The 21,910-nt window shown below is 55.8% G+C and carries 18 protein-coding genes; 5 read left to right on the forward strand and 13 right to left on the reverse strand.

The window, feature by feature from the left end; genetic code table 11:
- Positions 1 to 216: 216 nt before the first annotated feature.
- Positions 217 to 414 (forward strand): hypothetical protein, encoded by a 198-nt coding sequence (locus E1H13_RS18835; protein WP_169615510.1) that lies wholly within the window; start codon positions 217 to 219, stop codon positions 412 to 414.
- A gap of 250 nt (positions 415 to 664) precedes the next feature.
- Complete coding sequence (locus E1H13_RS18840) at positions 665 to 1,111, forward strand: PPC domain-containing protein (RefSeq protein WP_169615512.1); 447 nt, start codon at positions 665 to 667, stop codon at positions 1,109 to 1,111.
- A gap of 46 nt (positions 1,112 to 1,157) precedes the next feature.
- Here the strand turns inward: E1H13_RS18840 and E1H13_RS18845 are convergent, their stop codons facing one another.
- The 6 genes from E1H13_RS18845 to E1H13_RS18870 form a co-directional block, all read right to left on the reverse strand.
- Entirely contained in the window at positions 1,158 to 1,769 is a 612-nt protein-coding gene (locus E1H13_RS18845; RefSeq protein WP_169615514.1) for a heme-copper oxidase subunit III, read from the reverse strand.
- Positions 1,756 to 3,444 carry a cytochrome c oxidase subunit I gene (gene ctaD, locus E1H13_RS18850; protein WP_169615516.1) on the reverse strand — a complete coding sequence of 563 codons (1,689 nt, stop codon included), beginning with the start codon at positions 3,442 to 3,444 and terminating at the stop codon, positions 1,756 to 1,758. Before ctaD ends, E1H13_RS18845 begins: the two co-directional genes overlap by 14 nt.
- 471 nt (positions 3,445 to 3,915) lie before the next feature.
- Complete coding sequence (locus tag E1H13_RS18855; RefSeq protein WP_169615518.1) at positions 3,916 to 4,839, reverse strand: cytochrome c oxidase subunit II; 924 nt, start codon at positions 4,837 to 4,839, stop codon at positions 3,916 to 3,918.
- Between the two features lie 3 nt (positions 4,840 to 4,842).
- A complete protein-coding gene (locus E1H13_RS18860) occupies positions 4,843 to 5,466 on the reverse strand; it encodes a DUF2231 domain-containing protein (RefSeq protein ID WP_169615520.1) in 624 nt (207 codons plus the stop codon).
- The gene (locus E1H13_RS18865) at positions 5,466 to 5,966 is read right to left on the reverse strand and encodes a DUF2231 domain-containing protein (RefSeq protein ID WP_169615522.1); all 501 of its coding nucleotides are present in this window, start codon (positions 5,964 to 5,966) and stop codon (positions 5,466 to 5,468) included. The genes E1H13_RS18860 and E1H13_RS18865 overlap by 1 nt, the downstream gene beginning before the upstream one ends.
- Before the next feature lie 213 nt (positions 5,967 to 6,179).
- Positions 6,180 to 7,535 (reverse strand): proton extrusion protein PcxA, encoded by a 1,356-nt coding sequence (locus E1H13_RS18870; protein WP_169615524.1) that lies wholly within the window; start codon positions 7,533 to 7,535, stop codon positions 6,180 to 6,182.
- A gap of 309 nt (positions 7,536 to 7,844) precedes the next feature.
- Between E1H13_RS18870 and E1H13_RS18875 the strand changes: the two genes are divergently transcribed.
- Complete coding sequence (locus tag E1H13_RS18875) at positions 7,845 to 9,653, forward strand: aspartate kinase (RefSeq protein WP_169615526.1); 1,809 nt, start codon at positions 7,845 to 7,847, stop codon at positions 9,651 to 9,653.
- A gap of 173 nt (positions 9,654 to 9,826) precedes the next feature.
- Positions 9,827 to 10,354 carry a universal stress protein gene (locus E1H13_RS18880; protein WP_169615528.1) on the forward strand — a complete coding sequence of 176 codons (528 nt, stop codon included), beginning with the start codon at positions 9,827 to 9,829 and terminating at the stop codon, positions 10,352 to 10,354.
- A 185-nt stretch (positions 10,355 to 10,539) separates the two neighbouring features.
- Here E1H13_RS18880 and E1H13_RS18885 read toward each other — a convergent pair whose 3' ends face one another.
- The 4 genes from E1H13_RS18885 to hpsO all read right to left on the reverse strand — a co-directional run bounded on the left by E1H13_RS18885 (position 10,540) and on the right by hpsO (position 14,365).
- Complete coding sequence (locus E1H13_RS18885; protein WP_169615530.1) at positions 10,540 to 10,884, reverse strand: DUF1815 family protein; 345 nt, start codon at positions 10,882 to 10,884, stop codon at positions 10,540 to 10,542.
- A 549-nt stretch (positions 10,885 to 11,433) separates the two neighbouring features.
- Positions 11,434 to 11,676, reverse strand: a complete 243-nt coding sequence (locus tag E1H13_RS18890; protein WP_169615531.1) for a DUF6761 family protein — start codon at positions 11,674 to 11,676, stop codon at positions 11,434 to 11,436.
- Positions 11,677 to 11,768: 92 nt separating this feature from the next.
- The gene (hpsP, locus tag E1H13_RS18895) at positions 11,769 to 12,980 is read right to left on the reverse strand and encodes a hormogonium polysaccharide biosynthesis glycosyltransferase HpsP (protein ID WP_169615533.1); all 1,212 of its coding nucleotides are present in this window, start codon (positions 12,978 to 12,980) and stop codon (positions 11,769 to 11,771) included.
- A gap of 212 nt (positions 12,981 to 13,192) precedes the next feature.
- Positions 13,193 to 14,365: a hormogonium polysaccharide biosynthesis glycosyltransferase HpsO gene (gene hpsO / locus E1H13_RS18900; protein WP_169615535.1), complete on the reverse strand. Its 1,173-nt coding sequence runs from the start codon at positions 14,363 to 14,365 to the stop codon at positions 13,193 to 13,195.
- 532 nt (positions 14,366 to 14,897) lie between these two features.
- Between hpsO and E1H13_RS18905 the strand changes: the two genes are divergently transcribed.
- The gene (locus E1H13_RS18905; RefSeq protein WP_169615547.1) at positions 14,898 to 15,761 is read left to right on the forward strand and encodes a hypothetical protein; all 864 of its coding nucleotides are present in this window, start codon (positions 14,898 to 14,900) and stop codon (positions 15,759 to 15,761) included.
- A 131-nt stretch (positions 15,762 to 15,892) separates the two neighbouring features.
- Here the strand turns inward: E1H13_RS18905 and leuA are convergent, their stop codons facing one another.
- From leuA to E1H13_RS18920, 3 genes are all read right to left on the reverse strand, one after another.
- The gene (gene leuA / locus E1H13_RS18910) at positions 15,893 to 17,578 is read right to left on the reverse strand and encodes a 2-isopropylmalate synthase (protein WP_169615537.1); all 1,686 of its coding nucleotides are present in this window, start codon (positions 17,576 to 17,578) and stop codon (positions 15,893 to 15,895) included.
- A 931-nt stretch (positions 17,579 to 18,509) separates the two neighbouring features.
- A complete protein-coding gene (locus tag E1H13_RS18915; RefSeq protein ID WP_169615539.1) occupies positions 18,510 to 19,985 on the reverse strand; it encodes a carotenoid oxygenase family protein in 1,476 nt (491 codons plus the stop codon).
- A 55-nt stretch (positions 19,986 to 20,040) separates the two neighbouring features.
- The gene (locus E1H13_RS18920; protein WP_169615541.1) at positions 20,041 to 21,444 is read right to left on the reverse strand and encodes a folate/biopterin family MFS transporter; all 1,404 of its coding nucleotides are present in this window, start codon (positions 21,442 to 21,444) and stop codon (positions 20,041 to 20,043) included.
- Positions 21,445 to 21,910: the final 466 nt, after the last annotated feature.

Genomic DNA, 21,910 nt, shown 5'->3' on the forward strand with positions numbered 1-21,910 from the left:
CCGCCCTATAGCAACTGCACTCGATGAATACAGCGGGGATCGGCTTGCCGCGTAATTTCCCTGAGGCGTTATCCCAGCTTAGGACTTGCTGTGTTACAGCAGGTTGCAACTCATCGAGGTAGCGCCTCCCCTCCGATAAGATGCTGTCAGCACCCTGTCACCTCCCTTGCAGAACCAGGGACAGGTTGATTTTGTTTTCTTATCTGAGCGGTTACCATGGCTGGCCCTAGTACTCAAACCTGTTCTGTCTGTGGCGTCAAGATTCTCGTTGGTATTGTGGGCGGCGACCGGGTTATATTTTCCGCTGGCCCCCCTGGCACCCGAGCCAAGCTATATGCCCGAGTCTGTCGCTATGTCAATAAATCAGGCTGTATTAACCAAACCGGGGGGAGCAGCCGCCCGGCCTCATATTAGCTGGTGTAGGTCAGGGGTTAGGTGTCAGGGGTTAGGTGTTAGGACGGGGGCCAGGGGATATGCGAAATCACCCGACATGTGATTGTCGAGGGGGGCATAACGCTAAAGCAATACTCCGCTCACGTGCAGCAGTGCACCGATAGAGAACTATGTGGTTTAATAGGCCAACTATTCCTGATACCCTCAACCAGGGTAGTGATAATTTTCCTCAGCCAGTTAATTGACGTTTTCCTATCCGTCCTTGAACCCTATGCCAGGTACCCTATCCTTACGTCGTAGCCTACTACTACCCCTAGCGCTGTGCACCTTTGGGCTAACCGCCGTAGCGGCCAATGCGCAAGGTCGAATTTACTCGCCGATACCTCTACCCGATTCCCGAGAAGTTACCGATACTCTCAGCGAAGAGGATATTCCCACAGGCTTTGGTGGTTTTGCCAGAGACTACACCGTCTACTTAGAAGCTGGTGACCAAGTCGCCATTGACGTCAAGTCTGATGATTTTGATACCTATGTCATCCTCCTGAACCAGGACGGCGCCGTCATTGGCGAAAATGACGATGGCCCCGACGGCACTACCAACTCGTTGCTGTTTGCCCGCATTGAGGCATCCGGTACCTATACCGTGCGGGTAAGAGCCTATGCTGGCCGTGGCACAGGGGAATTCTACCTAAAGGTGGCCCGGCTGCGGGAAATTTAGTCAGTTGCTATGGCATTCTGGGGGCCTGCCTATTGGCTCACAGTCCCTACTGCCATACATAGATCAAAATAAACAAAATAATCCAAATCACATCGACAAAGTGCCAGAACAGGGAGGTGGCAATCACCCCCACTTCACCGTCCTCATAGTTGCCCGGAATAAATGAGCGACCCAGCATTACCGCCATCATCAGGACCCCTGTCAGCACATGCAGTCCGTGAAAGCCGGTCAACAAGTAAAAGGTGCCGCCATAGAGACCATCGGTAAAGCCAAAGGATAGACTGGCCCACTCCACCGCCTGACCGTAGAGGAAGAAACTACCCATGGCCATGGTCAACAGCCACAGGGCCCGAAAACCCCAAAGATTTTCTTTTTTGAGATAACGCTCGGCAAAATAAATCACAAAGCTGCTGGACACCAGCACGATGGTATTAATCAGGGGTTCTCGTACCTCTAGTCCCTCCACCCCGGCGGGGAGCCAGTCGGCAGTGGTGGTTTTGTAGACGATGTAGCCGACAAAAAAGCTGAAGAAGATCACGCTTTCTGACAACAGAAAGATAATGAAACCCACCAGGCGGTGTTCGCCTTCTTCGTGGTGGTCGGCGGCATGGACAGTAGCCGCCGTATTCAGGTTTTGATCCAGGTTAACTGAGCTCACTCGCTAACTCCGTAGACGCCATTTGCTGTGCAATCAAAGGTTCACTTTTGCCGTAGCCGTAGGGTTCTGAGACCACGGTGGGAATCTCGGCAAAGTTTTCGTGGGGCGGGGGCGAAGCTACCAGCCACTCCAGACCGATCGCCCGCCAAGGGTTAGCCGGTGCCTCATCCCCCAAAATCCAGGAGCTGATCATGTTCAGCAAAAAGGGCAACACCGATACCCCCAGCAAAAACGCCCCAATGCTGGCGATCACATTCCAATAGGCAAACTCGGGATCATAGGAGGCCACCCGCCGAGGCATCCCCTGCAAGCCCAAGGGGTGCATCGGCAAGAAGTTGAGGTTTACCCCAATGAAGGTCAAAACGAAATGGAGCTTGCCCAGGCCTTCGTAGTACATGTGACCCGTCATCTTGGGAAACCAGTGGTAGATAGCTGCGTAGATCCCCATCACGGCTGCCCCATAAATCACATAGTGGAAGTGGCCCACCACAAAGTAGGTATTGTTGACGTGAATGTCAAAGGGCACTGCCGCCAGCATAATACCGGTAATGCCGGCGAACAAAAAGTTAACCAGGCCACCCAGGGCAAACAGCATCGGCGTGGTTAGGCGAATTTTGCCCCCCCATACAGTGGCTACCCAGGCAAAAATTTTCACCCCCGTAGGCACCGAGATGGTCATAGTAGTAGCCATAAACAGCATCCGCATCCAGCTGGGGGTGCCGCTGGCAAACATGTGGTGTACCCAAACGATCGCACTCAAACCCGTAATCACAAAAGATGACACCGCCACAAATTTGTAGCCAAACAGTGGCTTGCGGGCATACACCGGAAACAACTCTGAAAACACCCCAAACACGGGCAAAATAATCACATACACCGCTGGGTGAGAGTAAAACCAAAAAAAGTGTTGGTAAAGCACCGGGTCACCGCCAGTGGCCGGGTCAAAGAAGCTAGTTCCCACCGTCAGGTCAAACAGCAGCATTACCGCCCCCGCCGTTAAGGCTGGTAGGCCAAACAGCTGGATGGTTTGTGCTGCTGCTACCGTCCAGCAGAACACCGGCATTTTGAAAAAGGTCATGCCTGGAGCTCGCATCCGAATGATGGTGGTCACGATGTTCACCGCCCCCATGATGCTGGAAATGCCGGACAAGGCTACCGCCAAAATCCATAGGAACTGACCATTGATGAGATTGCCAGTGGGGTTTTGCAGGCTCACCGGCGGGTAGGCCCACCAGCCCGACTGGGAAGGCCCGCCGGGCACCAAAAAACTGGCCATCAGAATCGTGCCAAACACCGGCACCATCCAGAAGGCAACGGCATTCAGCCGGGGAAAGGCCATGTCCCGTGCCCCAATTTGTAGCGGCACCAGATAGTTGGCCAGGCCATTCAGCACCGGGAACGTCCACATGAACAGCATGATGGTGCCATGCATGGTGAACAGGGCGTTGTACACCGTGCGATCGACCAGGTCCGCTTCCGGGGTAATTAATTCCCCGCGCATCACCATGGCCAGAAAGCCACCCACCAGGAAAAACACAAAGGCGGTAACGATGTACTGAATGCCAATCACCTTGTGGTCAGTGCTGAAGGTGAAAAAGCGCCACCACTTTTCTGGTTCGCCTGGCTGCGGCTCGTTCTGGCGATAGTAGGGGGCGGTAATGGAGGTTTCAGTCATAGGGAGCGTGAGGGGTAGGGGTGGGTGGGTGGATGGGTAAGGGGGTGGATGGGATGGGGGAGATGGGGAAGATGGGGAGGTGAAGAAGTGAAGGGGTGGGGGAGGTGGGGGTGGATGGGTGGGGAGGGATGGGGAGGGTGGAGAAGGTGGGGGGAGACGTAGGGGCGGACCTGGGTGTCCGCCCTAGCAGGGAATGGGGAACGGGGGGGTGAGTTTTGAGTTTTGAATTTTTTAATTGAGCCTTGAGCCGTAGGGTGGGTTAGGCGGTCGGAGTTGGGGGCTGCGGCCAGTCAATTAGAAGCCGCCGTAACCCACCTTTGGGGGGATGGCGCTATTAGTTAGTTCCTTTCGCAAGCTTTGATGTGTCTAGGTTTTCCTTTTCTGCCTTCATCCTTCTGCCTGCTTCGCACGGGCTGCGCCCTACATCCTTCTGCCTTCATCCTTCTGCCTTCATCCTTCTGCCTTCCGTTACTAGGGTCTGGGAACGGGGAGGTCTGGGGAGCCGGGAAAGTTGACCATTGGGGTGGGGGCGGGGGTGACGGTTTTCCAGCCAGGGCGGCTGTCACGATTTTCGACTCTGACCTGGTACTCGGCGTAGGAGGGGTTGAGACCAGGCTGGGGAGCTTGGGCCGCCGCCTGGTTTAGCCACTGGCGGTAAGCGTCGGTGGACTCAACCACCACGTTGGCCTGCATGGCGGCAAAATAGGTGCCACTATATTCTGAGTCGCGCAGGCGATAGATGCCCTCGCGGATGGGGGTGAACTCAAAGTCCACCTGGCGACCGGGAATCACATCCTGCTTCACCCGAAAAGCGGGGACATAAAAACCGTGGAGCACATCTTCGGAGGTCATGGTCAACTTGGCGCGGGTGTGGTTGGGCAGGTGCAGCTCGGTGCTGGTGACCCCGGCTTCGGGGTAGTAAAATTCCCACACCCACTGGCGGGCACGCACCTCAATCGGCTCCGGCTCGGTGGGCCGCTCAGCGTCTAGGGGGGCGGCGATGGCCTCTCCCATCATGTGTACATGCTCCATGGGGCCAAGGATGCCCATCTGGTCATAGATCTTATAGCTATAGCCTGCGATCCACACCACCAGCACCAAGGGAATGGCGGTCCAGACAATCTCCAGGGTGAGATTACCCTCAATCGGTGGACCGTCTCCTTCGTCATACTTAGCCGCCCGCTGGAACAGGACCGAGTATAACAACGTGCCAGCCACCCCCAAGAAAATGAAGGTGCCCAGGGTGGTCAGAAAGCTGAAGAGATTGTCCACCAGTAGCGCCTCTTCAGAGGCTGGCTCGGGCATCCAGTGGTAAGCCTGCTGTCCTACCCAAATACTGATCGGGGTCATAATGGCGGCTAAGAGCAGCAATCTGAGAATGACACGGACCTTCATGGGCTAGATTCCCCCCGGCAACAGCATATTCAACATCGTCAGGTCTTCACCGGCCCGCAGCAGCTGGTTGGCACTGATGTGGACCCCAAATTCGGCCGCCAACTGTGCCCCCAGGGTGCCATGGGCAAACATTAAGGTAAACACGCCTAGACCAGCTAACAAGTAAGACCATTGCACCTGCCGGGCTCGGTCTTTGCGCCACACGTAGCGCTGGAAACCTCGCCAAATGGCCATGCCAGTAATCAAGGCCAGTAGCACCACCCCACCCACGCCGTGCCACAGCATCGTTTCCAGGCTCTCCAACCCCCAGGCGCTGACCCCGTCGCTCAGCGGTTGGGCTAACAGCATTTCATAGAAGCCCGCCGCCACCGTCGGAAACGTGACCACTGCCGCCGCCACCATATTGAACCAACCCACATCAAAAAAGTTGGATCGGGTTGCTGGGATAGCTAAGAACTTAAACACCCGCTTTTCCAAGGGAAACAGCGCCCCAACAATATCAAAGCTAATGGCGACAATAAACAACCCTAGGGTCAAATGCACCAGGTTGGGATGGATGGGCAGATAATAGGGCAACCCATTGGGGCCCAGTTGCTCTCCCAATTGGTCAAGTAAATCAGGATTCATCACAGCACTCCGTCACGAATTGCTTCCACCACCTCTACGGTGTGCAGGCCATAGATCCAAACCAACTTATCGCCCAGGTAAGTCTGGAAGAAGACAAGGCCGGTCAGAAATACACTCGCCCCTAGGTAGGCCATGGGAATGCTCTTGGGATCCTTTAGGCGCAGCACGTAGCGCCAGCCGGTAATGGCGGCAATAATCCCTGACAATGACCAACCTAGGATTGTGTGTAGGTTCAGGGTAGACTCGGCGGCAGGGACGTAGGGCATCGCCAAGCCCGCTTCAATCTGGCCAAAAATGACCGCAATGAAAATGGAAACAGTGGCAAAGCATAGATTCCACCAACTGACCTCATAGTAGCGAGGGTTCTTGGTGAAATAGCCAATTACATCGCACACGAAGGCGAACAGGGCCATGGCAATGACGAAGTGCACCACGATGGGATGAATGGTATCGGGATAAGGAAGATTGTGTTCATTGAGGGGGGGCAGGTACTCAAACACGGGTGTCCTAAGGGGTTAGCGGAGTGAACAATAAAGTGGTTCAGGGTTACTACTCGGCACTGATGAGCTTAATGGAGATGGTAACCTGGGCTACCAGCAGCCTGAGCATAACAAACCCTTCTTTATAGGGTAAGTATCCCAGCTATCAATCGCCAGGGGAATTGAGATATTGGCCAAATTCTGCCATTGCTGAATTGCAGACTCTGTACAATTTCATTCATTCATATTCTTGTACGTCGCCACCGCCGAGGGTGAGATCCGGTTCAGGTAGCGGAAGATCCAGTATTTGAATACCGTATCCAAAATTACGGGGAAGGTGGCGATAAACAGAAAGATAAAGTCGCGGTTGGCGGGAAAGCCCAGGTGCCGCGATAGCCCCTCTAGCAAAATCTCCCAGCCGTGGGGCGAGTGGAACCCGACAAAAATATCAGTGAATAAGATAATGATGAAGGCTTTGGCGCTATCGCTGAGACCGTAGACAATTTCGTCCATAAAGGATTTGAGATTGGCTACGTCTTGCTTGCGGGTGACCAGCACTAGGGCAAAGGCCCCAGCGGCCAGGATGTCAGCAAAGACATTTTTGACGGCATTGGTGCTGCGATCGCGATATTCGTCTTCAATGTCCGTCGCTTTGGCCCGCACCTGTTGTTCAATGCTCAATTCCGATAGGGGTGGGGCTTTGCCAATCAGTACCTCAAACCGCAGCCGCTCTTCAAATTGCTGTAATTCATGCAGGGCCTCTTCTTCCATCTCCAGATTCAGAAACACATCGGCCTGGTCGTCCACCCGTACCCGTTCCACAATCGGCCCGACTAAGAAAGCCTTGGTAAACTGCTGGGTGAGCAGAGGCACAATAATCAGCAGCAGTAGAAACCGAATGGCGGCGGTGGTTTTCGACTTTGATTTGCGAAAACTCTTAACCACCTCCTCCTCTGCATTGGGATCTAAGTCCTTGCGGATGCGGTCTACGGTACGCAAAATCGAGCGAGGTAAGACATTGGCGCGATCGGAGAGGGCATCGGGTCGGTTATCGTCATTACCATTGACCGCCCCCCCATTTTGTCCGCGCCGAGCTTGGTCCGCCTTAGCCCGCAGGACTCGGGTCGGTGAGGTGGGCTCGATGGCCACCTTTGCCCCATCGGTCAGGGTGATTACCCGCTGACTAGGCGCCTCCTGAGTGGCGTAACGGGCCAGTACCTCATCCACGAGCCGCAGCTTGCGTAGCACTAACGCCTGGCGGTCAACCACGTTAACGGTTAAATCGTCACGGGTGCCTGGCAGTTGCACCTCTGTCATGCGCGGCTCAGATCCCCGTATCACCGAGCGACTGGCCCGAAACTCAGCCATTCGTACTCGCATCAGGTTAAGGTATTTTTTCAACTCCCCCTCGAAATAGGTCATGGCACTGTTGCCATAGTTGCCATAGCGAGAGGAAATTGGATTGCCGCCAAAGTAATCTCGCTCGATTGCCTCAATGGTCTGAGCTGCTTCGTAGGCCTGGTTCAGCGCGCGTTCGGGGGTACGCAAAAACCATTGCTGTATATTGCGAAAAAAGCCTGGAGTCTGCATCCAACCATTAGCCAATAAGGGAGTATGGGGATTAGATTAACACCCCTCGACTCTAGCCCAGCACCCAGTGCTGGATGGTTCTCAGGGGCGCAGCCTGATACAGTAAAGGCTCTGATTTTGGAACCTTAGATCAGTGCCGCAGACAGTGCCACAGATTAACGATTTCGGTCTAAATTTAGAGACTAAATCTGCTTGTCGGTTGGGTACTCTCGATGAATCATTGCCCTGTGCGCACCCTAGGTTAGGTTGACGGGCAGGCACGGCTTGAGAGCAGCGTTTTTTGACCATTGCAGGAGGACAGCACACACCATGGCGCTAATCGTACAGAAATATGGCGGCACCTCTGTGGGTACCGTAGAGCGCATCCAGGCGGTGGCTCGTCGGGTTAAAACCACTGTTGACGCGGGGCACTCGGTGGTGGTGGTGGTGTCGGCCATGGGCAAAACCACGGACGGCTTAGTGAAGCTAGCCAACGAAATCACCGGCCAACCCAGCCGCCGGGAAATGGATATGCTGTTATCCACGGGGGAGCAGGTGTCGATCGCATTACTGACCATGGCCCTGCATACCCTGGATCAAGAGGCTATCTCCTTGACTGGGGCCCAAGTGGGCATTGTCACCGAGACTGAACATACCCGAGCCCGCATTCTCACCATCAAAACTGAACGGCTCCAGCGGCACCTGGACGAAGGTAAAGTCATTGTGGTGGCCGGTTTCCAGGGGATTGGTCAAACCTCAGACCTAGAAATTACCACCCTGGGGCGGGGTGGCTCTGATACCTCGGCGGTGGCGTTGGCAGCGGCGCTCACCGCCGAAAAATGCGAGATTTACACCGATGTACCGGGGATTCTCACTACCGATCCCCGACTGGTGCCCGAAGCGCAGTTGATGCCGGAAATCACCAGCGATGAAATGTTGGAGCTAGCTAGCCTGGGGGCTAAAGTCCTGCATCCCCGAGCCGTAGAAATTGCCCGCAACTATGGAGTAACCCTGGTGGTGCGCTCTAGCTGGACCGATGAACCGGGAACCCGGGTGGTATCTCCCCGGCCCCAGCCGCGTCCCCTAGAGGGGCTAGAACTGGCCCACCCGGTGGATGCGGTCGAGTTTGACACCGACCAGGCCAAGGTGGCACTGCTGCGCATTCCCGATCGCCCTGGCATTGCGGCTCGGCTATTTGGGGAACTGGCCAATCAGGCGTTAGATGTGGATTTGATTATCCAGTCGATCCACGAAGGCAACACTAACGACATTGCCTTTACCACGGTCAAAGCCAACCTGAACCGGGCCGAGGCCGTAGCCGCCGCGATCGGCCCGGCCCTGCGCAGCAACCCCGCCGACACCACCCAGGCCGAGGTGATGGTGGACACGCACATGGCCAAAATCAGCATTGCCGGGGCGGGGATGATTGGCCGTCCAGGGGTGGCGGCTAAGATGTTTTCGACCCTAGCGGAGGCAGGGGTCAACATTCAGCTGATTTCCACCTCGGAGGTGAAGGTCAGTTGTACGATCGCCGAAGCTGACTGCGATCGCGCCATTGCGGTTCTTTGCAATGCCTTCGAGGTTACCTCCTCCCCGGTTCCCCATGGAGAAACCACGGGGGCTCAGACAGCCCCTGTGGTTCGAGGGTGTGCCCTCGACGTAAAGCAAGCCCAGGTGGCCATTCGCCACGTACCTGACCAGCCAGGTATGGCCGCTCATATCTTTCAACTGCTGGCCAACCAGGGGGTTAGCGTCGACATGATTATTCAATCCCAGCGGTGCCGATTGGTCCATGGGCAACCCACCCGGGATATTGCCTTTACGGTAGCCCAGGCCGATGCCCCCGCCGCCCAAGCCCTGGTTAAGGCCGCCGCCCAGGACCTGGGTTTTGGGGATGTGGTGGTCAATGATGCGATCGCTAAGGTTAGCGTGGTCGGTACCGGCATGGTGGATGCCCCTGGAGTGGCGGCCCGCATGTTCAAGGCCCTCTCTAACCAGGGCATTAACCTGCAAATGATTGCCACCTCAGAAATTAAAATTAGCTGCGTGGTGGATGAAGTGGATGGGGTCAAAGCCCTCCAGGCGGTTCACAGCGCCTTTGGCCTGGCGGGTAAAGAAGCCGTGGTCGTGTCGGCGTAACAGAATTTGTGCCATTGTTACAGAAGGTCGAGGGACGGCAAGGGAATTTTTTATAATCAAGGTATAGCCCATGCCCATGGCTAGGCTCTTGCCCTGATTTTGCCGCTTCATGTTGATGGCTTGATGAGCCTGTCGAAGAGCCTGATGTGGGTCCCAGTTACAGGAGACTCCCAATGTTTAAGAAGATTCTCGTTGCTCTAGATAACTCTGATCTGCGCCCAGTGGTTTTGGACCAGGCGATTGATCTGGCGAAGGCCACAGAGGCCAAACTGATGATGGTACATGTATTGTCAGCCTATGAAGAAGGCAGCCCGGGGGTGCCAATTCGGTCTTATCAGGCTTACTACCCGGTTTTAGACGATGCCACCTGGAAGGTATACCAACAGCGGTGGGAGGAGTTTGCCGATCGGGGTATGCAGCAACTTAACCGAGATGCGGAGCTAGCCAGACAGGCTGGGGTTACCGCAGAATTTTCACAGCTAACCGGGGAACCAGGCCCGGTGCTCTGCGACTTGGCTAAAACGTGGGAAACAGATTTGATTATGGTTGGCAGCCATGGGCGCAGGGGACTAAGTGAACTGCTCCTTGGCAGTGTCAGCAACTATGTCATGCACCGAGCCGAGTGCTCTGTGTTGGTCGTTCACAACCACCTGTCATCTGAAGAAAAGGCTGACTCAGACTTAGCTGCTACTGAAGCCTGATTGCTCTAACTAAGCACCAGCTTAAAGACTATGTCTCAGATAGCACCTGGCACCTCGACTTCCCAATAAGGGGCAGTACTAGGGCTCAGGGAACCTAGATGAGCCCAGTCCCTGGTTAACGGTTTGAAGTGGCAGAGTCAGTGCTCAGACGTTACCCAGAAGGGTTGGCAGATTTATGCCAGCCCTTAAACATGGGTTGACAAAGGACGATAGGTATCCGTGGGCTGGACTCGGAACTTGACTAAATTAGCTAGTTCTTGCAGCTGGTGGATAGCTTCAGCCCCTTCCAGCTTCATTAATTCGCGATCGTCACGCATTTCAGTCCAGGTGATGCCGTAGTCAGACACTAAAAACCGAATCAGGTGGTCGTCGCCTAAGCTCACCATGAAGGAGGCGCTATTCATCTGCCCCCCACAGGTGTAACAAGAGGCGAGATAGCCCATGCCTTCTAGCACCGTCGCCAGCGCTTGGAGATTCATGACCAAGTCTCTTACAAACTGTCGATGTTGTTCAGCAAGCCTGACGAACATACCGTTACTCCTCGTGATCAATCTCGATTTTAGCCTAAAGAATTAATTGATTGTTAAGAACTTGCGTGGTGGACAGTCTATCTGCTCCCTAAGTAAGATTTATCTTAGCGAGTATGCCCTGCTCCGGACAGTTTCTCGCAAAGTAACCTTCTGCAGAAACATTTGATATCAGTCAAAACCTTGACAAGCATACTTTTGGTGAATTGTGAATACTTTGAAATTTGAGCAACAGAACGTTAACTTGTTCCTCTTTCGGGGGATATGACGCATCAATCCTGCCGCTAAGGACCTGCCGTTAAGGGTATGAGGGGTGGTGGTGGAGATCCGTAGCAATCACCACGAAACTAAAGATTATGGCAAAAAATTTATGGTTACTAATGACCCAACGCCAGTAATGGTTCTGTTGGGTTGCGCTATCGCGATGCTGTCGGCGAAATATTGTGTCGCAACCTTCACTCTCCCCCTAGACCCCTCTCCCAGGCTGGGTCGAGGGACTTTGAAAGCAATGTTTGGCTGACCCTTTAGCAGCACCTCTGAGCCAGGCAGAGGCTAATAGATTTCGGGCTCTGCTTGAGGCACAGTAAAGTTTGAGGGATCGTGTAAGTAGCGCAGACTGTCTTCTTCCAAACGATGGATTAAGTAAGGCTCTAGGGCGTCAGCGTGACGTAGGGCCGCCAGATAGCCTTCTAAAAAGAGACGGAGTTCACTGGTGCGGTAGCCTCGGTCCCAATGTAGTACCAGAGCATCAGTGATGCGCTGGTAGTACCGAATTGCTCTTGCATCCTGCAGCATAGTTCTACGGGGTTTTGTCCAGTGCAGCTACGGGTAACTAGGTGCACCCTACAAATAACATGCCCATTTAGGTGCAACCTTCACCCGTACCTTTAGTGTAATTCCTCTGGTGGCATTAGGGAATTGGCGGCAAGCAACTGATGGTAAACGGTTAGGGTGCGCTGGGCGATCGCAGTCCAGTTATAGTGGCAAACAGCATATGCTTGGGCATTTTGCCCCCGTATGTGGCGTAGAGTTGGATTTTTCAGGGCTTGGCGTAAAGTATCTACTAGGTCAAGCTGAGTTAAGCCACAAGTCCAGCCCGCCTCGGCGGCGGCCACCGCTGGCCAGAGGTCAACTCTCTGAGAAATCACCACCGGTAGAGCAGCAATCATGGCTTCGGCCACGGCAATGCCAAAGTTTTCGTAGTAAGAGGGTAAGACAAACAGGGCGGCAGATTGCAGCAGGGCAGCTTTGGTCGGGCCGGTGACAAAGCCGGTGCAGGTGGTGCGATCGCCCAATGAAGAGGCTGCCAGGCGATGGACGATATCGTCTGCATAGACCGGATCCTGGGAATTGCTCCCGGCTAGAACAAAGTGAAACGGCAACCCTTCAGCTGCTAATTGGTCTAGGGCGGGCAGCAGCAAGTCTAGCCCTTTTTGGGGATCTAGACGCGACAGGTATAACACTATGGGGTGATCCTGGGGAATCCCCAAAGCGGCCAAAATGCTGTTTCGCTCAGCCATAGCTAGGGCAGGCAGGGGAGTGACGCCCACGGGGATCACCACGTCAGAGCACCGGGTCCCAAACCGCTGGGCTCGCTCAGCTTCTAGGGGGCTGGTGAAGTGGAGTGCCGCCGCCCCAGCGATGTTAGGCCGCTCTAGCCAATCACCATAGAGGCGCTTTAGCTGTGACTTTTTGGCCAGGTCCGCTGGGTCAAGGGTGCCTAGGGGGCGCAATACATAGGGTAAGCCCTGCCGTCGGGCCACGGTGGCAGCAGCGGTGCTTACCGGTGAAAACAAAGCGTGGATATGGGCGATGTCATAGGTGGGGCCATGCCGCCACAGCCAAGTCAGTAACCCTGGAGAAAATTTGTAGCGCCCCCTGGGGATACAGCGAAAGTAGTGAACTGTGTAGTTGTCCACTGCCACAGGTTGGTTGAGGGGTACCGTTAGCGGCGGTTGACCGCTATCGCCATTGGCGGTGGTGGTGAGGATGGTTACCTCTGCCCCCGCCGTGGCTAGAGCTTGGGACAGGCCACGTACCATTTGGCTAGGGCCGCCGTAGACGGGGGAGATGGCGGGGATGATTTGGAGGACGCGCATGGGGGGAGTGGGGAGGTGGGGAGGTGGGTGGATGGGTGGATGGGTGGATGGGTGGATGGGTGGATGGGTGGATGGGTGAAGGGGTGGATGGGTGAAGGGATGGATGGGTGGATGGGTGAAGGGGTGGATGGGTGGATGGGTGGATGGGGGAGATTTTGGATTTTGGATTTTGGATTTTGGATTCTTCTCTTTTCGTTTTTCAGATATGTACATCAGGTGACGCCCAGGTGGTGGTAGAATGCCAATTGCTTTTGGGCCAGGACTGTGTTGGTGTAATGGGCTAGAACCCGATCGCGCCCCTGTTGGCGCAAGCTAAGACGGTCTGCGGGGTTGGTCATCAGTCGTTGCAGGCGATCGCTGAGGGCTGCTGTGTTTCCTTCCGGAAAGATCAGTCCAGCAGTGCCGATCACCTGGGGAATTTCACCACAGTCAGAGCCAATCACCGGAACGCCAGCGGCCATGGCTTCAATCAGGACATGGCCAAATTGCTCTTTCCAGCCGGGGGCGGTCAGGGTAGCGGCGGTATGGCTCGTTTCTGATGGTAGGACCAGGGTGTGCATCAGGTTCAGGTAGCGGGGGACGGCGTCATGGGGCACACGGTCTACCCAGCGGACTCGGTCGGTGAGGCCAGCGGCAGCTATCTTAGCCTTCAGGGTTGTTTTGAGGGGACCATGGCCGACCAATAGCCAGATCCAAGGGTGCGATCGCAGACGGGTGAGCGCATCTCCCAGGGTCAGCAAACCCTTCTCGACCACAAACCGACCCACATAGCCCACCACAAAGGCATCGTCAGGAATCTTGATCTGTCGGACCAGGGCAGGTTGGGGGTGAGGACAAAATTGCGCCTCATTCACCCCTAATTGAGGCATGACCGCCGTGGGGCCACTGTAGCCCCGCTGGCGCAGGATGTCTGCCCCAGCCTGGTTACCGGCAATTAGCCCATGGGTATGTCGGAGGTTATAGGCCTCTAACTGGGCGACGGGAAAGGTGAGTTGGTAGGGTAAATTCCACCAGGTGAACAGCAGGTTTTTGGCCCCCAAGCCCAGCCAGCGATTCAGGGTAATGGTTTGGGCATAGGCCAGGGACTTGGCCCCTTGCTCTACCTGAATAATTTGGGGACGAAACTGACGCAGCAGCCGCACCAGATCTGGACCAAAGCAGAGCAGACCTTGATGATTTTGGCTCAGGTGCCCCAGCGGTAGGCGACGAAAATTGCCGTCATTGATAGTAGTAGGACGAAGAACATGGTGTTGTACGCCGCGGGATTGCCAGCGCTTCGGCACTCCAACAGTGACCTGGATACTAGGGTCAAGTTGGGTGAGCGATCGCAGTTTCTCGCAGTTCAGATCAATCACATAGGTATGGCTGATGACCAATAGGCGCATGGCCGTAAGCTACCTTTGCTGCCGACATTAGGGCCAGTCTAGCCTGGCTCCGAAAGCTTAGGGCGCAGGCCGTAACGAATAGCAGATGCCAGCTCAAAGCGGCACAAACCGCCTAGTACTCTGAGGCATAAGTCGGCCAACCATTCCTAATACCTGACACCTAGCACCTGACACCCTCAGCAACGGTGGTCATATTTCTGCCAGGCAGTACTAGGCAGCAGTCAGAAGACAAGAGGGCAAAGGCTATAATAGTAGTGGCTTCTGGCTCCTGAATGCCTTCTGCCCAATATGGTTCTGGCTGCCGCCGACATCCCAGAATTCATCCGGATTTTCCCTGGCCTAACCCGTAAATCTAAGTGAAAGCGTGGATCTCTCTTCAATGCGGTATCGAGATTTCTACGGGTTAGGGGCATGATCGTTACGATTTATTTGGCCAACCTGATCCGGAAATAGCCTCTCACGAGCTGCCCAGGGACTTAGCCATGGAGATTCACGCTTGAATTTTCCTGAAAGTCGTGTGTCGTATACTCTCATGCTGGATGATCTGACCCTACTGCAGTGGTTTGTTTCTGGGGATGCTACCCTAGAAGCCAATGGCAATCTGCGCATACAACCGACCAATAAGCTGCGTCAGTTGTTTAGCCGCCGCGGGGCATTGGTTGGCACCGCCTATGATGCGGCTCTGCCACCGCAAATCGTGGTTCAGCGAGACACCGACTACACCGCTGTATTGCATCAGGTCTTGCTCGACCATCACTATGTGCCGGTAGGGCAGGCCGTCAACAGTCTGGGCATCACCTACAAGTATCATCCTGTCCCTGACGGCTACCAGATTCACTACACCCCAGCCCGTGATCTGTGGAAAACCTGGTGGCGACTGCCGTACCAACATGCCCACAAACACTTGCAACTGGAACTGTTTGCCCTCACCCAAGACAAGTGGTACCCAATTCGCGACATAACCCTTAACCGGGGCACGTTATACGTAGAAACGCTGCGGGGAGAAACCATCCATGGCGGGGATGATTTGATGGTTTGGCTACAGAAAGACTCCGATGATGAGGCCGAGAAAACCCAATTTTGGGCAGCTTCCCCGCCCCTAGGTTCAGTGCCGGACCAGCCCAATGCTGCAGATACCACTGCTCCGGTGATGAAGCCCCAACCGACGCCAACACCTGCCCGATCTCAACCCCGAGTTCTCAAGCCAGTCCCGTCACCCACGGCTCAATCGGCTCAACCTCTCGTCAAATCTGCTGCCACCGTAGACGCCAGTCTGAATGCAGTGGTGCGGGCCGCCCACAACCGGCTGTATATTCGTACTTCCCTGGGAACCGTGGTTGTGGAAGGGGATAACTTAAAAGCCTACGGCAAGGTCCCCAGTTACAGCAAATCCTAGTTGTCCTCCGAATCAAACCTTCCCTACATCTTCAAAGCCCCTCGCCCAGCTTTGGGAGAGGGGCTTGGGGAGAGGGCTAAGGGTAGCCGCCGTCAATCAAAGAATTGGTATCAGATCGCCAGTGAAGCAGATCAAACAGCCACTATCGTCTGCTGTTGCTCTGGCGATAGGCGTACTAGCCCTCGGTTGACGGCCCCCAACACGGCCAACAGAGAAGCCGTGACGATACTGCTGTGGATGCCCACCCCGTGGACGGTACCGTCGAGCCAGTCGGCTGCCATTTCCACCATGGCGATCGCATCTGCGTCACTACCGTGGCCAATGGCTCGCTCTTCATAGTGGTGGACGCGAACCCCCAAATTCAGGGCATTGACAAAGGCATCAATGGGGCCGTTGCCACAGCCCTGTCGGCTCACGGGGGTGCCGTGGTATTCCAGGCGGGTCATGACGACCGCTGGGGATTGATCATCCTGCCAGTGGTGGGAGACATACTTAAAGGGAGCCGTGGTCCGTAGATACTCCTGCTCGAACAGGTCCCACAGCATGGGAGCGGTCATCTCCTTACCGGTGGCATCCATCGCCCGCTGCACCACCTGGCTAAACTCAACTTGTAACCGCCGAGGCAGGCTGAGGTTGTAGTCTCGTTCGAGCAAAAAGGCAATGCCCCCCTTGCCCGACTGGCTGTTGACCCGCACCACCGACTCGTAGGAACGGCCTAGGTCAGCAGGGTCGATGGGCAGATAGGGCATATCCCAGAGATCATTGGGATTACGGTGGGCAAAGCCCTTACGAATCGCGTCCTGGTGAGAGCCAGAAAAGGCCGTAAAGACCAGATCTCCCACATAGGGATGGCGGGGATGAATCGGCAGTTGGGTACAGTCTTCGACGGTGCGGGCCACGTCGTTAATCCGAGAAAAGTCGAGTCCGGGGTGGATGCCCTGGGTATAGAGGTTGAGGGCCAGGGTAACCAGGTCCACATTGCCGGTCCGTTCCCCATTGCCAAACAGGCAGCCCTCCACCCGGTCGGCACCTGCCATTTGGCCCAGTTCAGCCGCCGCGATCGCGCAGCCGCGATCGTTGTGGTTATGGACGCTCAGCGCTACGCTGTCCCGGTAGGTCAAGTGGCGATGCATCCACTCCACTTGGTCGGCGAACACGTTGGGGGTGGCGCTTTCAACGGTGGCGGGCAGGTTGATAATGGCGTTGCGATCGGGCGTAGGTTGCCATATATCCAGTACGGCATTGCAGATATCCCGGGCAACGTCCAACTCTGTCTGAGAAAACACCTCCGGGGAATATTGAAAGCGCCACTGGGTTTCGGGCCGCTCTGCCGCCAGGTCGCGCATTAGGGTGGCGGCGTCAACGGCCAGTTGGATGGTGGCCGCTGGATCCTTACGAAACACGACCCGCCGAAACACCGGAGCCGTAGCATTATAGACATGGACAATGGCCCGTTTCGCCCCTTGCAGAGACTCAAAGGTGCGGCGAATTAGGTCGGCTCGGGCCTGGGTCAGCACTTGAATTTCCACATCGTCGGGCACCCGATCCTCTTCGATTAGGCGACGAACAAACCGAAAGTCGGTCTCCGAAGCCGAGGGAAAGGCCACCTCGATTTCTTTAAAGCCAATAGCCACCAGCATCTCGAACATCTGCAACTTTTGCTCGACCGACATGGGGTCAATCAGGGCCTGGTTGCCATCCCGCAGGTCGGTGCTGAGCCAGATGGGGGGCTTTGTCAGCGTCTGGCTGGGCCAGGTGCGATCGGGCAGATGAATCGGGGCAAAGGAACGGTATTTTTCAGCAGGATTCGTCAACATGGATAGGTCTCTCAGGGGTCAGCGGTTAATCAGGTGGGGAAGGGTGACAGGTGTTAGGTGACAGGTCTTGATAGCACTGCACCGATCCCCAAGCTATGGGTAGCCCAAGTCAGGACTACAACAGCAGGGGGGGGTAAACCTATTCAGGGCCTATGGCCTTTATGTCAAAAAATTAGTTGCGCCCAAGGCGCAGCAGTAGCCCCAGCCCTAGCAGCAGGCTGTGTAGTGATAGGGGGCGTAGCTGCAAATAAGTCATCAAGCTGAAGCGAAAACCCGAAGGGTTGACGTGATTACGTAATTGAATCCTAACTGGCCCTGAAACCAGCGTCAATAGCATTGCGGGTCAAGCAGCCACTAGAGCATCGGTACAGTATGTCAAGATCCCAGGGTTCTTGGGCTGATTAGCCACGTTTTTTGGGGCATCCAGGGACAGAACCCTGGGATCTGAACCGGCGTTCTAGTACACCAAGGCAGAAATCAACCTACTGGTCTGTCAAGACTAAAAATTAGGTTAAGTGCTTTGCAAAAGCCTTTTAATCTTCAGGGAGGTGGCTTCAACACATCGGGACCTTTCATCCCCTCCCCCGGAGGGGTGCCCGGAGGGCGGGGTGGGTTCTTCGAGCTTGCTTGACCCACCCCTACCCCTCCAAAGGAGGGGATTTCGGATCTTGATGCCACTAATAAATCTCTACGTCTGGAAACCCTAAATTCAAGTCTTGACGCTGCACTACTGTTCCTGACGCTTAAAATCCTGGCGCAGCAACAATTTTTCACCTTGAACTTTGCATTTTGAATTCCGCGTAGCGTTACTAGGCCATAGCCTTGCTCCCTGCCCCCCAATGCTGGGGGAATCTAAAGCCCCCAAGTTTGGGGGGGTAGGGGCTGTCGCCCGACGTAACCCTTGGGCTACGACATACAGGCAATATTCCCGTTAAACCTCGGGGCCAAAGTACTGGGAGACAAAGCTGCCGTGTAGACCGTAGGGGACATGGTGGGGCAGCTTTAGCCGGGCGATTGGGCCAGCGGTAATATCCTGGGCGGCTAAAATCACCAGCTCAGAACAGCGACGTTCAGCGTTGTACATCAATACCAACAGCCAACCATCGTCTTCTTGGGTGGCCTGGGGTCGGGGTACAAACAGCGGTTCTCCCATAAACCCACGGGGGGCTGCGCTCCAGAGTTGGCTCTCCCCAGTGTGCTGATCGAGCTTCAGCAGGGCTTGCAGGGGGGCATTGCCGCTGGGGGCATGGGCCGCCCCAATGTACAAATAGCGGTGGGGTCGCCCCACCTGGTCTGGGTGCAGGGTAGGAAACTCCACACAGCGGGTGATCAGCGGGGTCACCTGGGCGGTATTGGTGTCTAGATCCAGGGCAAAGCGCCACAGTTGCCCAGCCGGTACGGCCTCAAAGTCCACCTCTTTATAGCTGGCGCTGCCTTCTAGGGAAGGGAAGCGATCGTAGCAGACCGACTCCACTATCACCTGGCCCTCTTGTTCGTAGGCATTGGCATGGTGGAATACAAAGCAGGGGTCAGCGTCAATCACCTGCACCTCTCCCCCACGGCGAGGAATCAGCCAAATTTTGGTGGGCTGTTTAGGATCAAATCGAATACATTCAGCCGCCCCTTTCAACCCCAGCAAAAATGGCAGTGGCCCAAAGCTGACTGGGTTTTGGAAGAAGATGGCGTAGTTGGGGGTGATGGCAAAGTCATGGATAAAGGCAAAGCCCGGCATGGTTTGGCTGCGCTGGTTTAGCAGGGTACCCTCCCCATCCAGTTCGTACAGGGTGAGGGTACTGGACAGGCCGGTTTTCACCGAAAACCCCACCAAACGAGGATCGCCATGGTGACCAGGGTCCACCTTGGGATGGGCCGTAAAGGCACCACCAGGGGCAATCAGCCCATTCAGGTAGTCGAGTCCCAGGGTATCCAGGCTGGTGGGCTCGAGGCGATGGGGTTCCGCCCCTTCCCACAGGGCCAGTAGTTTGCCCCCCCAGTGGATCACATGGGTGTTGGCAATATTCTTAAATGTCAGGTCAAAGGCGTTGGCCAGGGGACCACCGGGCCGCTGGGTGCCAAACACCCCGCGATATAGAGGTTTTTTCGCCTGCTGCTCGGCCACATAGCCAGCGGTACGCACATAGCGATTGCGAAAATAGGCCCGTCCATGCTGGATGGCAACGCTGCTGATCATGCCATCCCCATCAAAGGGATGCTTGACCTCATGGCCATGGATATCCAGCAGGCCAGGGCCGTTGCGGAACAAGGTGCCTTCCAGGTCAGGGGGAATAACACCCTCGATGTCGGTGATCCAGTAGCTGTACTCTTTTGGCTGGGAGCGATAACCGCTACGCCAGTCTTCCATGGAAAATGATGGGGCGGCAGCAGGGCGAGGTTGGGTCGTGGTCATAGCAGTAAGGTTTGAAGGTTGGTCAATCAATAGGCCTGGAAACAGAAGGCGATGCCTAGCGATCGCCTTCGCCTACCGGTAGCGGTACTTCGGCAAACTCGGTCGCGGGAATCGCGGGTTTTGGGGGTGGCCCCATGGCTTCTGTGCCCACCCCCTGGGACGTAGACTGGGGCAGCAAAAACAGCAGCGGCAAGGGCAGCAGGGTGCTGAGGTTGGTCAGCAACACCAACTGCCACAGGTGGTCAAAGTTGGTTTCGGTCACCCCCAGCCAATGGGTCAGCAAGGCCCCCAACTCGTGGGAGGTGAGGCTGGCTAGATTGACAATCGACATGAGCAGGGCAAACAGGGTGGCCTCTACCCCCGGTGGGCAGAGCCGGGCCGACAATACCAGCACCGGCATGAAGGCAATTTGACCCATCACTGTCAGTACCAAGCTGTCTCCCAGGCTAAACCAGCGATCGTCAATACCCAGGCTACGGTTGGCATGGGTCACCAGCAGCAGCATCGACAAGCCCAGCAGGCTAGACAACACTGTGGACCAGGCAAAAATGTTGCGAAAAGGCACCGTGCGCAGAAATCGCTGAAACACCCAAATACCCAGCAGGGCCGCCACACTGGTGACTAACCGCACCCGACCCAAGAACTCAGGCTGAAAGCCCAGGTCATTGGTGGTAAAGAAGAAAAAGGCGGCATCGGCGGTGGGGGTGGCCTGCCACAGAAACAGAAATAGGGCGGGCATCCAAATCGCCCGTTGGCTGATGGCCCCCCACAACTGGCGGACCTGTCCCTCCATCACAGCCAGGGAAGGGGCCGCCTGGGTGCGAGACTCACTGATCATCAAGGCCACCACTGACACGATCAGCGGGAAAGTGGCCGTAATTGCAAACACGGTGCGGGTGCTCACTTGCTCTAGCAGTAGGCCACCCAGGTAAGCGGTAATCACACCTCCCACCGCTGACGCCCCCCAGGCCAGGGATTGCAGGGTGCCCGCCTGCCCCAGGGACTCGCCCCGGGCCCGCTCCACCACCAGGGAATCGACGATTACATCCCCCACGGCTACGGACAGGGAACTAAGGGTAATGGCCGCGATCGCCCCTTCCCTCGACTGCACCACTGTGGCCAACGCCAGCCAGGCCCCGGTCCCCAGCAGCCCTGATAACATCAGGTAAGGTCGCCGCCGATAGCCCAAGATCGGAAACCCATCGGACACAAAGCCAAATAGGGGTTTGATGGTCCAGGGGAGGGTGGCAATACCGGTCAGGGCCGCCACCTCCGCCGGGGATAGGCCCAAGTCGTCCTTGAGAAAAAAGCTCACCGCCAGCCGCGCCAGGCCTAAAATGCCCTGGACGAAGTACACCAGCAAGATGGCCGCTAGCTCTGAGGTTAAAGGTTGCCCCTGGAGCACTCGCGCTTCAATGAAGCCCTTGAGGCTGCTAGCCATAGAAGAAGAAACCGTCATGCAAAAGTGTAGTCGAGATCTATGAAGAAATATGAACGGGTCTCCCTATCATAACCTCCTTCCCCCAGAAGGGTCAGAGCCTCCTTAGGGATGCGCCTCGACCCGGAGGACTCGCTTAAGCCATTACCGGATCATGGATATAGTTAACTTTAAGGCCGCCATTCCCCATCCGTGGGTTACGGCGGAGCCTGAATGATCTGACCGTCCCCCCACCTCCAACCCCCTAACCCACGCTTCGGTTTCCACTCAAAATACCTTTCGGGAAGGGCAAAGCCCTACAAAATTCAAAACTCGCCCCACCTCCCTCACCTCTACCCTACGGGAAGCCGCTCCACGTCTACCACCCCTTCACCCTTCACCCTACCCTGCGGGAAGCCGCTCCGCGTCTACCACCCATCCACCCATCCACCCATCCACCCATCCACCCATCCACCCATCCACCCATCCACCCATCCACCCATCCACC

This window comes from Nodosilinea sp. P-1105, assembly GCF_012911975.1.
Classification (GTDB): Bacteria; Cyanobacteriota; Cyanobacteriia; order Phormidesmidales; family Phormidesmidaceae; genus Nodosilinea.

Coding starts and splice junctions, on each gene's coding strand:
- E1H13_RS18890 (WP_169615531.1), bottom strand. CDS start 11,676: ATGCTGCAGGATGCAAGAGCAATTCGGTACTACCAGCGCATCACTGAT.
- E1H13_RS18875 (WP_169615526.1), top strand. CDS start 7,845: ATGGCGCTAATCGTACAGAAATATGGCGGCACCTCTGTGGGTACCGTA.
- E1H13_RS18870 (WP_169615524.1), bottom strand. CDS start 7,535: ATGCAGACTCCAGGCTTTTTTCGCAATATACAGCAATGGTTTTTGCGT.
- ctaD (WP_169615516.1), bottom strand. CDS start 3,444: ATGACTGAAACCTCCATTACCGCCCCCTACTATCGCCAGAACGAGCCG.
- E1H13_RS18835 (WP_169615510.1), top strand. CDS start 217: ATGGCTGGCCCTAGTACTCAAACCTGTTCTGTCTGTGGCGTCAAGATT.
- leuA (WP_169615537.1), bottom strand. CDS start 17,578: ATGTTGACGAATCCTGCTGAAAAATACCGTTCCTTTGCCCCGATTCAT.
- E1H13_RS18855 (WP_169615518.1), bottom strand. CDS start 4,839: ATGAAGGTCCGTGTCATTCTCAGATTGCTGCTCTTAGCCGCCATTATG.
- hpsO (WP_169615535.1), bottom strand. CDS start 14,365: ATGCGCCTATTGGTCATCAGCCATACCTATGTGATTGATCTGAACTGC.
- E1H13_RS18915 (WP_169615539.1), bottom strand. CDS start 19,985: ATGACCACGACCCAACCTCGCCCTGCTGCCGCCCCATCATTTTCCATG.
- hpsP (WP_169615533.1), bottom strand. CDS start 12,980: ATGCGCGTCCTCCAAATCATCCCCGCCATCTCCCCCGTCTACGGCGGC.
- E1H13_RS18840 (WP_169615512.1), top strand. CDS start 665: ATGCCAGGTACCCTATCCTTACGTCGTAGCCTACTACTACCCCTAGCG.
- E1H13_RS18905 (WP_169615547.1), top strand. CDS start 14,898: ATGCTGGATGATCTGACCCTACTGCAGTGGTTTGTTTCTGGGGATGCT.
- E1H13_RS18860 (WP_169615520.1), bottom strand. CDS start 5,466: ATGAATCCTGATTTACTTGACCAATTGGGAGAGCAACTGGGCCCCAAT.
- E1H13_RS18880 (WP_169615528.1), top strand. CDS start 9,827: ATGTTTAAGAAGATTCTCGTTGCTCTAGATAACTCTGATCTGCGCCCA.
- E1H13_RS18920 (WP_169615541.1), bottom strand. CDS start 21,444: ATGACGGTTTCTTCTTCTATGGCTAGCAGCCTCAAGGGCTTCATTGAA.
- E1H13_RS18885 (WP_169615530.1), bottom strand. CDS start 10,884: ATGTTCGTCAGGCTTGCTGAACAACATCGACAGTTTGTAAGAGACTTG.